The following is a 10,887-nucleotide window of genomic DNA, read 5'->3' as shown; positions in this document are numbered from 1 at the left end:
GTCGCTCCCATGCCGTTCCTACGCCGCGCTGCACAGGTGCCCGGCCATGGGCCATCGGTCGGCCTCGCAAGGCACGGGGGTCGGCGCCTGGTCCCGGGCGCTGCCCGGTTGCAGGATGCGGCCGTGCTCCATCACGACCACGCGGTCGGCGACGGCGAAGGCCTGCTGGCGGTCCTGGGTCGCATAGACGGCCGTACAACCCAGGCTGCGCAGCAGCCGGGGAATTTCCTCGCACAGGCGCTCGCGCAGGTTGTCGTCGAGGCCGGACAGGGGTTCGTCAAGCAGCACCAGGCGCGGGCGCTCCACCACGGCGCAGGCCAGCGCCGCACGCTGCTGCTGTCCACCCGACAGGCTGCCGGGAAGGCGCTCGCCCATGCCCTGCAGCCCGACCAGGCCCAGGGTCTGCTGCACCCGCTCGTGGATCTGCGCGCGAGGCAGGCCGCGCATTTCCAGCGCGAAGGCCACGTTGGCCTGCAGGCTCATGTGGGGCCAGAGCGCATGGTCCTGGAGCACCAGGCCCAGGTCGCGCCGCTCGGGCGGCAGGGACTGCGAGGCGCTGGCCACGCACTGCCCGCCCATCCAGACTTCGCCGCGGCTGGGCTGCTCCAGCCCGGCCAGGATCTTGAGCAGGGTGGTCTTGCCGCAGCCCGAAGGACCCAGCAGGGCCAGCACCTCGCCGGGGGCGATCTGCAGGCTGATGTCCTGGAGCACGGCACGCCCGCCGTCGATGCGCTTGAGCTGCCGGGCTTGGACGGCCACGCCCTGCGCGGCGGCCGTGGAGGATTCGATGGAGGTCACAGGGACCGCATGCTAGGTGCGGTGTGTGACATGCCGGTGTCGGCCGGACCCTGCAAGGGCCTCAGCGCGTGGGCTCGCTCAGCCAGCGCTGGGCCAGCTTCACCCAGAACGTGGCGCCCTGGGGAATCAGCTGGTCGTTGAAGTCGTAGCTGGGGTTGTGCAGCGTGCAGGGACCGCCGCCGTGGCCGATGGCGCGGTGGTCGCCGTCGCCATTGGCGATGAAGCAGTAGGCGCCGGGCTTTTCCAGCAGCATGAAGGCAAAGTCCTCGGCGCCCATCGAGGGCTCCTGGGGCAGCACATTGGCCTCGCCCACCACCTCGGCCATGACGCGGCGTGCGAACTCGGCCTCGGGGGCGGAGTTGATGGTGGGCGGGTAGTTGCGCACGAACTCGAACTCGCAGCGCGTGTCATGCGCCGCGCAGATGCTCTCGGCCAGGGTCTTCATGCGCCGCTCGATCAGGTCCAGCACCTCCAGCGTGAAGGTGCGCACCGTGCCCTGCAGCTCCACGCTGTCGGGCACCACGTTCGTGGCCTCGCCCGCATGGACCATGGTGACCGAGACCACGCCCGCCTCGATGGGCTTGACGTTGCGGCTGACGATGGTCTGCAGGCCCAGGATGAGCTGGGCCGCCACGGGCAGGGGGTCGATCACCATGTGCGGCATGGCCGCGTGGCCGCCCTTGCCGCGCACGACGATGCGGAACTCGTTGCTGGACGCCATTGCCGGGCCCGGGCCCACGGCCATGGTGCCGGCCTTCATGCCGGGCCAGTTGTGCATGCCGAACACGGCCTGCATGGGGAACTGCGTGAACAGGCCGTCCTCGACCATCTCGCGCGCGCCGCCGCCGCCCTCTTCGGCCGGCTGGAAGATCAGGTGCACCGTGCCCTCGAAGCTGTCGCGGTGCGCGGCCAGGTACTGCGCGGCAGCCAGCAGCATGGCGACATGGCCGTCATGTCCGCAGGCATGCATTTTTCCGGCATGGCGGCTGGCGTGCTCGAAGGTGTTGAACTCCTGCATGGGCAGGGCATCCATGTCGGCGCGCAGGCCGACGGCGCGGCCGCTGGCGCCGCCGTCACGGCCGTGGATGGTGCCCACCACGCCCGTGCGGCCCAGGCCGCGGTGCACGGCAATGCCCCATCCCTCCAATTGCCGGGCCACGAGGTCGGCGGTGCGGATCTCCTCGAAGCACAGTTCGGGATGGGCATGTATGTCGCGGCGCAGCGCGGTGATCTCGGGTGCGCGGTCCAGCAGTTCCTGCAGCAAGGCCATGGGGTTCTCCTTCTAGAGCGTGTTATGCACTTTTAAGTACCCGCGTTGGCTCTGCGCGCTGGTGATCGCAAGGCGCAGTGTGCCGCCAAGGCTGAAGCCTTGGCAAGCGCTGCAATGCCGCGAGCGCCTGCGCGCAGAGCCAACCCGAAGGGAAAGCCTACACCCGGACCTTGCCGTCGCCGGTCAGCATGGACAACTCCACGAAGCGCGGCTTGGCCGATTGCGGCTTGAAGGCCAGCGGAAAGCCGGCCACCTGCTGGCCGTGCATGGCGTCGAGCGCCGCGACCAGTCCGTCGCGCGTGGGCTTGCCCGAGGCCGAGGCCTGGCGCAGCGCATCGGCGAACACGCGCGCCGCCAGATAGCCTTCCATGCTGGAATAGTTGGGCGTCAGCTTGCCGCCGCCCTTCTGGATGGCCGCCAGGAAATCGCGCGTGATCTGGCGCGAGGTCTGGAAGGGCGAGGGCACGACCTGGGTGACCACCACGCCTTCGGCATCCTTGCCCAGCGTCTGCGCCAGTGCCTGGGAGCCGACGAAGGAGACGTTGTAGAACTGCCCGCCAAAGCCCGCCTGGCGCGCCGCGCGCACAAAGGCCGCGCTGGCCGAGTAGGTGACGATCTGCACGATGACATCGGCGCCCAGCGGCACCAGCGTCTTGACGGCGGCGGCCACATTGTTCGAGTTGCGCTCCACCGTGGCCGCGCCCACGGGCTCCAGCCCCTTGGCGGCCAGCGCCGCCTTGACGCCGGCCAGGCCCGATTCGCCATAGGCATCGTTCTGGTGCAGCACGGCCACCTTCTTCAGGCCCAGCCCGGTGAGGTGCCGCACCATCAGCGCCGTCTCGTCGGCATAGGAGGCGCGCACGTTGAAGACCAGTTGGGCCAGCTGGGGCTGGCGCAGCGCGTCGGCGCCCGTCAGCGGCGCGAACAGGGGCACGCGCGCCTTTTGCAGCAGCGGCAGCGCGGCCATGCTGGTGGAGGTGCCCACGTAGCCGAAGAGGGCGAACACGTCGTCGGACAGGAAGCGCTGGGTATTGGCCGCGCAGCGCTCGGGCTCGTAGCCGTCGTCCATCACGCGCAATTCGATGTTGCGCCGGGCAATGCCCCCCTGCGCGTTGAGCTGTTCGAAGTACAGCTTGGCGCCTTCATGGAAGGGCTGGCCGATCTGTGCCGCGGGGCCCGTCATCGGGCAGGACTGGCCCAGCACGATGGTGCCTCCCGCGTCCTGGGCGCGCACTGCGCCGGTCCAGGTGGCGGCAGCAGCCGTGCTGGCTGCGATGAACTGTCTGCGGCTGAACGCCGTCTTGGGTCGGAGCATGAACTTGCCTGTTTTTGTCACTGGAATCGGCGCCGTTGCTGCGTGCAGCCGGCTGCAAGGGTCCGCATAATAAAGACAAGCGGCGATTGCGGCATGCAAGACCGGCACCGCCCCTTGCCCGTGACGGCCTTTTCCCGTTTTCCCGGCTTTCACGGTTTTTTCGCAAAGTACCCACCCTGTCCGAGACCGCTGCCACCATGTCCTCCGCCACGCCCCCACTCCAGGCCACCTCACAGGTGCTGGGCGCCTGCCCCCATGACTGCCCCGATACTTGCTCGCTGGTGACCACGGTCGAAGACGGCATCGCCAAAAGAGTCCAGGGCAACCCCGCCCATCCGCACACGGGCGGCGTGCTCTGCGCCAAGGTCAGCAAATACACCGAGCGCAGCTACCACCCCGAGCGCGTGCTCACCCCGCTGCGCCGCGTGGGGACCAAGGGTTCCGGGCAGTTCGAGCCCGTGGGCTGGGACGAGGCGCTGGCCGACATCGCCGCCCGGCTGCACGCGCTGGCGGCGCGCGATCCCGAAGCCATCCTGCCCTACAGCTACGCAGGCACCATGGGCCTGGTGCAGGGCGAGAGCATGGACCGGCGCTTCTTCCACCAGCTCGGCGCCTCGCTGCTGGACCGCACCATCTGCTCCAGCGCCGGGGGCGAGGCCCTGAACCTGACCTATGGCGGCAAGCTGGGCATGCGCGTGGAGCATTTCACCGAAAGCCGGCTCATCCTCATCTGGGGCAGCAACAGCATCGGCAGCAGCCTGCATTTCTGGCGCTATGCGCTGGAGGCCAAGCGCAACGGCGCACGCCTGGTGTGCATCGACCCGCGCAAGACCGAGACCGCCGACAAGTGCCACGAGCACCTGCAGCTGCTGCCCGGCACCGATGCCGCCCTGGCACTGGCCCTGATGCACGAGCTGATCACGCACGGCTGGCTGGACCATGACTACATTGCGCGCCACACGCTGGGCTGGGAGGAACTCAAGGCCCGCGCCCTGCAGTGGCCGCCCGAGCGCGCGGCCCAGGTCTGCGGCCTGCCCGTGGAGCAGATCCGCCAGCTGGCGCGCGACTACGGCACCACCACGCCCGCCGCCATCCGCCTGAACTACGGCGTGCAGCGCGCGCGCGGCGGCGGCAATGCCGTGCGCGCCATCGCCTGCCTGCCGGCCCTGGTGGGCGCCTGGCGCCACCGTGCGGGCGGCCTGCTGCTGTCCGCCTCGGGCGCCCTGCCCACGCAGCGCGCCCGACTGCAGATGCCGCACCTGCTGGGCGAGCGCCGCCCGCGCACCATCAACATGAGCACCATCGGCGACGCCTTGCTGCACGAAGGCGGCAATGGCTTCGGCCCGCGCGTGGACGCCATCGTGGTCTACAACAGCAATCCCGTGGCCGTGGCGCCCGAGTCGGCCAAGGTCGTGGCCGGCTTTGCGCGCGAGGACCTGTTCACCGTGGTGCTGGAGCAGTTCATGACCGACACGGCCGACCTGGCCGACTACGTGCTGCCGGCCACCACGCAGATCGAGCACTGGGACATCCACGGCAGCTACGGCCATACCGACGTGCTGCTCAACCGCCCCGCCATCGCGCCGCTGGGCCAGGCGCGCAGCAACGGCCAGATCTTCCGCGACCTGGCCGCGCACATGGCGCGGCATGACGCCGCCTTTGCCGCCGCCCATTTCCAGACGGGAGACGAGCAACTGTGCCGCGAAGCCTTCGAGGGGCGCGGCGTGGACTTCAACGAGCTGATGGACAAGGGCTTTGCCACCCTGGCCCTGCCCGAGGCCCCCTTTGCCGAGGGCGGCTTCGCCACGCCCTCGGGCCGCTGCGAATTCACCAGCGCCGAGCTGGCGCGGCGCGGCATGGACCCGCTGCCTGACTACCTGCCCAACTACGAAACCGCCGAAACGGATGCGCGCTACCCGCTGGCCATGATCTCGCCGCCGGCACGCAACTTTCTCAACAGCAGCTTCGTCAACGTCAAGAGCCTGCGCACCATGGAAGGCCGCCCGCTGGTGGAGCTGCACCCCGACGACGCCGCCCCGCGCGGCGTGGCCGAGGGCGACCGGGTGCGCGTCTTCAACGACCGGGGCAGCTACGAATGCCACGCCACCCTCAACGGCCGCGCGCGCCGTGGCGTGGTCAACGGCCTGGGCATCTGGTGGCGCAAGCATGGCGACAACGGCACCAATGTCAACGAGCTCACCCACCAGCGCCTGACCGACCTGGGCCGCGCGCCCAGCTTCTACGACTGCGCGGTGCAGGTGCAGCGGCTGGCCTGAGCCCCGCCCCGGAGACGGGCGATTCCTGCGCAATGGCGTCCGGCGCATCGGCACAATGGACCGCATTGCCACCACCGACAGGAGATGCCCATGCTGCAAACCGCCGTGGTCGCCGTGCGCGACCGTGCCCGGCTGCAGGAAATCGTCGGCGTGCTGCTGCGCTTCGGGCTGGCCGACCTGGTCGACACGCTGGGCCTGGCCCGCTTCGCGCCGCGCGGCAGCCAGCCCCATCCCGAGCATCCGCTGGATGCCAGCCGCCCGGAGCGCCTGCGCATGGCCCTCGAACACCTGGGCCCCAGCTTCGTCAAGCTGGGCCAGATCATGGCCACGCGCTCGGACCTGCTCGCGCCCGAATGGACGGCCGCACTGCAGCAACTGCACAGCCACGCCGCCCCGCTGCCCTGGGAGACGGCCCAGCCTTTGATCGAGCAGTCGCTGGGCCTGCCCGTGGAGCAGGTGTTCACGCATTTCGATCCCGTGCCGCTGGCCTCGGCCTCCATGGCCCAGGTGTACCGCGCGCGGCTGCCTGCGGCTGAAGACCGGGATGACCGGCAAGACCAGAAAGACGGCAGCGACAGCGACAGCACCCCTGCGGCCAGCGCTGCCGACATCGAAGTCGTGGTCAAGGTCCAGCGCCCCGGCCTGCGCCCCCAGATCGAGGCCGACCTGCGCCTGCTCGAGCACCTGGCGCTGCTGGCCCAGGAACAATGGCCGCAGCTGGCACGCTACCGCCCGCGCGAGGTCACGCGCCAGTTGGGCCAGGCGCTGCGCGAGGAACTGGATTTCACCGTCGAAGCCCACAACGGCGACGCCGTGGCGCGGCACTTCGCGGCCCAGCCCGAGATCGTCGTGCCGGCCATCCACTGGGCATTGAGCGGGCCGCGCCTGCTGGTGCAGGACTTCGTGCCGGGCGTGCCAGCCTCGGCCGTGGGTGCGGACCCCGCGCTGGACGGCCCGCTGCTGGCGCGCCGTGGCGCCTGCGCGTTTTTGCAGATGGTGCTGCGCGACGGCCTGTTCCACGCCGACCCGCACCCCGGCAACCTGCTGGCCCTGCCCGGCAACCGCGTCGGCTTCATCGACTTCGGCATGGTCGGGCGGCTGTCGCCCCAGCGCCGCCGCCAGGTGCTGGGCCTGATGCGCGCCCTGGTCGAGGGCCAGGGCCGCAGCCTCTCGGGCGTGCTGCTGGAATGGGCGGCCGAAAGCGAAATGCCCGGCCGCGCCCCGCCCTCGGCCGCACGCATCGAGGCCGCCGTGGACCGCTTCGTGACCCGCCACGGCCCCGGCGCCAGCAATGGCCGCCTGGTCATGTCCCGCGCGCTGCAGGACTTCATGGCCCTGGCCCGCGAAACCGGCGTGGCCCTGCCCGCCGACATGGCGCTGCTGCTCAAGGCCCTGATCACGGCCGACCAGGTGCTGCTGCAGCTGGACCCGCAATTCGACGTGGTGCAGACGGCCACGCCCCTGGTCAAGGCCCAGCTGCTGCAGCGCTACTCCCTGCGCAGCCTGGCGCGCCAGCGCCGCGCCGCCATGGCGCAGTGGCTGGAACTGGCCGACGACGCGCCGCACACCCTGCGGCTGGTGATGCAAAGACTGCGCTCGGGCCGGCTGCAGGCCGATCTGGACATACGCCACATCGACCGGCTTTCACTGGCACTGGAACGCGCCGCCACCCGCCTGGCCCTGGCCGTGGTCTCCGGCGCCTTCATCCTGGGCCTGGCCCCCGGCCTGCTGACCATGGGCCCGCGCCTGTGGGGCATCCCCCTCTTCGCCGCCCTGGGCGTGGCCGGCGCCGCCGCCAGCCTGGCCGTCCTGTTCATCACCATGCGCAGGCAGAAGGCGCTGGATTGATGGCTGGATTGGCGATCAGGAACGCCAAAAAAAAGCAGCACCAGCGCATCAGATCAAAGCCGGGCGCCGCCCCCAAAACCGCCACGGCCCAACCCAGAGACACCGAGGAAGGGCCGCCCCGCACCGAGGGTGTCGTCCCCCTCCGCGAAGCGAGAAGGGGGAAGCGGCGCAGCCGCTCAGGGGGTCAGTCCAATTTGACGCCCGCGCTCTTGATGATGGCCCCCCAGCGCTTGGATTCCGCGCGCGACATGGCCAGGAACTGCTCGGGCGTGCCCGGCAGCGCCTCCATGCCGAAGTCCTGCATGCGCTTGACCACGGCGGGGTTGGCCAGCGCCTTGTTGAGTTCGGCGTTCAGGCGCTGCACCACGGCGGGGGGCATCTTGGCCGGGCCCAGGATGCCCTGGAAGGCATAGACCTCGGTATCGGGCACGCCGACCTCGGCCAGCGTGGGCAGCTCGGGCAGGCTGGGCACGCGCTTGCCCGTGCCGATGGCCAGGGCGCGCACCTTGCCCGACTGGATCACGGGCAGGCCCGAGGCCAGGTCCAGGAACATGCAGGGCACCTGGCCGCCCATCACGTCGGCCAGCGCAGGCGCCGCGCCGCGATAGGGGATGTGCGTCAGGAAGGTGCCCGTGCGGTTCTTGAACATCTCCATGGCCAGGTGGTGGGGCGAGCCGTTGCCGGGCGAGGCGTAGTTGACCTGGCCCGGATGCGCCTTCACGTAGGCCAGGAATTCCTTGAAGGTCTTGGCCTCGAAGTTCGGGTTCACCACCAGCGCCATCGGGAAGCGGCTGATGCCGCCGATGTAGGTGAAGTCCTTTTCGGGGTTGAAGGACAGCTTGCTGAACAGGTGCTCGTTGTAGGCCAGCACGGCGTTGTCGGCCGACATGATGGTGTAGCCGTCGGGCTTGGCCGTGGCCACGATCTGGGCGCCGATGTTGGTGGAGGCGCCGGGGCGGTTGTCCACCACGATGGTCTGGTTCAGCGTCTGGCGCATGGCCTCGGCCACGGTGCGCGCCAGCACGTCGGTGCCGCCGCCGGGCGGATAGGGCACGACCCAGCGAATGTTGCTGGCGGGCCAGTCCTGCGCCTGTGCAAAAGGCGCGGCCATGCCGGCGGATGAGGCCGCCACGGCGGCCAGGAATTGTCTACGGTCCATTGTTGTCTCCTGTGGGATGGGTGTGGATGAGTCCTGGCCGCGCCCTGTTGCTCTTGTTCATGGAGGCGGCGGCCGTGGTTTCAGGGCGGGCTGGCTGCGGGAAACTCCACGCGCTGCACCTTGAAGCCCTGTGCCGCCAGCAGCGCCGGCAGGCCGCGCGTGCCCACCATGTGCAGGGCGCCCACGGCGGCAAACACGCTGCGGCCGGAGCGGATCTGCCGCGCCACTTCGCGCGCCAGGCCGGGGTTGCGGCCATAGACCATGCGGTCATAGTCGGCGCGCTCGGCGGCATTGGCCATGCAGTCGCACCAGTCGGGCAGGCTCTCCAGCAGGTGGATGCGGCCATCGGCCCAGACGCGTGCGATCAGTCCCAGCTTCTGGGAGGCGATGCCGCTTTCCAGCTGGCGCAGGCCGGACTCCACCGTCTCGGCCACGCGCGCGGGGTCGTCCGAGACCAGCTCGCGCAGTTGCAGCTCGGGCGTCTCCAGCGACAGCACGGGCTTGCCCAGGGCCAGCGCCACGCCGGCCAGCGAAAAATCGATGCCATAGGACGCGTCCAGCCCCTCGCTGCGGCCGGCCAGCGACAACAGGGAGATCACCTGGGCGTCGGGGCGCAGCACGGCCAGCTCGGGGCCGGCGCAGGCCAGGCGCCGCTGCTCCTCAAGCCGGCGCTGGAGATCGCCGCGCAGCGGCGGCGCATCGGGCCGCGCCTGCATGCCTGCGAACAAGACCTTCATGACATCGGGATCGAGGATGTTCAGCTCCAGCGCCAGGCTGTCGGCGGCGCGCAGCGCGTCCGCCACCGTGGGGCCGGGCACGCTCCAGTCGAGCTTGGCCGCGTGCATGGTCCCGTAGAGCCAGCTGGTGCGGCCCCGGTGCTCGATGCGCCACAGCAGTCCACGGTCCTGCGCCTTGCGCTGCATGGCGCGGATCTCGTCCGGGCCGGGCATGCGCGCCTCGGGCGGGCAGGTGACGGGGTCCGCGGCCGGGGGCGCCGCGAATGCCGCGGCCAACGGCGACAGCGCCAGCGCGGCCAGGCCGGCGCGCAGCGACCTGCCCGCCAGGCGCCACCAGGGTGCGCAGACGCGGCTCATTCGGCAGGCTCGACGATGTTCTGGTCGATGGCGCCGAAGATGCTCTGGCCGTCCTTGCCCTTCATCTCGATGCGGATGGTGTCGCCAAAGCGCATGAACTCGGTCTTGGGCGCGCCGTCCTGGATGGTCTCTATGCAGCGCTTCTCTGCGATGCAGCTGTAGCCCTTGGGCCACTCCATGCGCCGGTTCTTGCCCTTGCCGCTTTCCACGCCCTTGTTGCTCACGGTGCCGCTGCCCACGATGGAGCCGGCTCGCACATTGCGCGTCTTGCAGATATGGGCGATGAGCTGGCCGAAGTGAAAGCTCATGTCCTCGCCCGCATCGCACATGCCGACCTTGCGGCCGTTCCAGGTGGACTGCAGCGTCAGGTGCAGGCGGCCGCCCTTCCAGGCGTCGCCCAGCTCGTCCAGCGTAACGGCCACGGGGCTGAAGGAGGTGGCGGGCTTGGACTGGAAGAAGCCGAAGCCCTTGGACAGCTCATTGGGGATCAGGTTGCGCAGGCTCACGTCGTTGGCCAGCATGACCAGGCGCACGCCGCCCAGCGCACGCTCGGGCGTGGCGCCCATGGGCACGTCGGCGGTGATGACGGCGATCTCGGCCTCGAAGTCGATGCCCATGGACTCGCTGGGCACCACCACATCGTCGCAGGGGCCCAGGAAATCGTCGCTGCCGCCCTGGTACATCAGCGGGTCGGTGTAGAAATTGGCGGGCACCTCGGCGCCGCGCGCCTGGCGCACCAGCTCCACATGGTTGATGTAGGCCGAGCCATCGGCCCACTGGTAGGCGCGCGGCAGCGGCGCCATGCACTGGCGCGGATCGAAGGCAAAGGCATGGACCGCCTTGCCGCTGTTGAGCAGGTGGTACAGGTCCTGCAGCTGGGGCGCCATGTAGCTCCAGTCGTCGAGCACCTGCTGCAGGCGGCTCGCTATGCCGGTCGCATAATGGGCCTGGCTCAGGTCGCGTGACACCACGACCAGTTGCCCGTCCCGCGATCCGTCCTTGTATGTGGCAAGTTTCATGCTGCTCCCCCGTGCCGCCGCCGCGCGCCACGGCATCCGGGCAGCGGCCTGGATACCCATGGCGACGCAGCCACGAATTACGATAAGTTAAATTGATTTAACTAAACA

At 69.9% G+C, this 10,887-nt stretch carries 8 protein-coding genes; 2 read left to right on the top strand and 6 right to left on the bottom strand.

Annotated features, from left to right (window positions below; genetic code table 11):
- Window positions 1-18: 18 nt before the first annotated feature.
- The 3 genes from LGR64_RS23470 to LGR64_RS23460 form a co-directional block, all read right to left on the bottom strand.
- Window positions 19-798, bottom strand: coding sequence for an ABC transporter ATP-binding protein (locus LGR64_RS23470; RefSeq protein ID WP_141830579.1), 780 nt, complete (start codon window positions 796-798; stop codon window positions 19-21).
- 61 nt (window positions 799-859) lie between these two features.
- The gene (locus LGR64_RS23465; RefSeq protein WP_043825815.1) at window positions 860-2,068 is read right to left on the bottom strand and encodes a M20 aminoacylase family protein; all 1,209 of its coding nucleotides are present in this window, start codon (window positions 2,066-2,068) and stop codon (window positions 860-862) included.
- A 157-nt stretch (window positions 2,069-2,225) separates the two neighbouring features.
- Window positions 2,226-3,383 carry an ABC transporter substrate-binding protein gene (locus LGR64_RS23460; RefSeq protein WP_016446617.1) on the bottom strand — a complete coding sequence of 386 codons (1,158 nt, stop codon included), beginning with the start codon at window positions 3,381-3,383 and terminating at the stop codon, window positions 2,226-2,228.
- Between the two features lie 197 nt (window positions 3,384-3,580).
- On the opposite strand from LGR64_RS23460, the gene LGR64_RS23455 reads away from it, so the two are divergent.
- Window positions 3,581-5,659: a molybdopterin-containing oxidoreductase family protein gene (locus LGR64_RS23455; RefSeq protein ID WP_141830582.1), complete on the top strand. Its 2,079-nt coding sequence runs from the start codon at window positions 3,581-3,583 to the stop codon at window positions 5,657-5,659.
- Window positions 5,660-5,749: 90 nt separating this feature from the next.
- Window positions 5,750-7,507, top strand: a complete 1,758-nt coding sequence (locus LGR64_RS23450; RefSeq protein ID WP_141830584.1) for an ABC1 kinase family protein — start codon at window positions 5,750-5,752, stop codon at window positions 7,505-7,507.
- Between the two features lie 184 nt (window positions 7,508-7,691).
- Here the strand turns inward: LGR64_RS23450 and LGR64_RS23445 are convergent, their stop codons facing one another.
- From LGR64_RS23445 to LGR64_RS23435, 3 genes are all read right to left on the bottom strand, one after another.
- On the bottom strand, window positions 7,692-8,666 hold the full coding sequence (locus LGR64_RS23445; RefSeq protein ID WP_016446620.1) for a Bug family tripartite tricarboxylate transporter substrate binding protein: 975 nt from the start codon (window positions 8,664-8,666) through the stop codon (window positions 7,692-7,694).
- Between the two features lie 80 nt (window positions 8,667-8,746).
- Window positions 8,747-9,760, bottom strand: a complete 1,014-nt coding sequence (locus tag LGR64_RS23440) for a TraB/GumN family protein (protein WP_230357116.1) — start codon at window positions 9,758-9,760, stop codon at window positions 8,747-8,749.
- The gene (locus LGR64_RS23435) at window positions 9,757-10,779 is read right to left on the bottom strand and encodes a fumarylacetoacetate hydrolase family protein (RefSeq protein ID WP_034390060.1); all 1,023 of its coding nucleotides are present in this window, start codon (window positions 10,777-10,779) and stop codon (window positions 9,757-9,759) included. Before LGR64_RS23435 ends, LGR64_RS23440 begins: the two co-directional genes overlap by 4 nt.
- Window positions 10,780-10,887 lie beyond the last annotated feature (108 nt).

Origin of the sequence: Delftia sp. Lp-1 (assembly GCF_020523835.1) — a bacterium.
In the GTDB taxonomy this organism is placed as follows: Bacteria; Pseudomonadota; Gammaproteobacteria; order Burkholderiales; family Burkholderiaceae_C; genus Comamonas; species Comamonas acidovorans.
This window is presented reverse-complemented; position numbering and strand designations above follow the sequence as displayed.

Excerpts from the sequence above, each read along its gene's own strand:
- LGR64_RS23455 (WP_141830582.1), top strand. The coding sequence starts at position 3,581 with ATGTCCTCCGCCACGCCCCCACTCCAGGCCACCTCACAGGTGCTGGGC.
- LGR64_RS23450 (WP_141830584.1), top strand. The coding sequence starts at position 5,750 with ATGCTGCAAACCGCCGTGGTCGCCGTGCGCGACCGTGCCCGGCTGCAG.
- LGR64_RS23435 (WP_034390060.1), bottom strand. The coding sequence starts at position 10,779 with ATGAAACTTGCCACATACAAGGACGGATCGCGGGACGGGCAACTGGTC.
- LGR64_RS23465 (WP_043825815.1), bottom strand. The coding sequence starts at position 2,068 with ATGGCCTTGCTGCAGGAACTGCTGGACCGCGCACCCGAGATCACCGCG.
- LGR64_RS23440 (WP_230357116.1), bottom strand. The coding sequence starts at position 9,760 with ATGAGCCGCGTCTGCGCACCCTGGTGGCGCCTGGCGGGCAGGTCGCTG.
- LGR64_RS23460 (WP_016446617.1), bottom strand. The coding sequence starts at position 3,383 with ATGCTCCGACCCAAGACGGCGTTCAGCCGCAGACAGTTCATCGCAGCC.
- LGR64_RS23445 (WP_016446620.1), bottom strand. The coding sequence starts at position 8,666 with ATGGACCGTAGACAATTCCTGGCCGCCGTGGCGGCCTCATCCGCCGGC.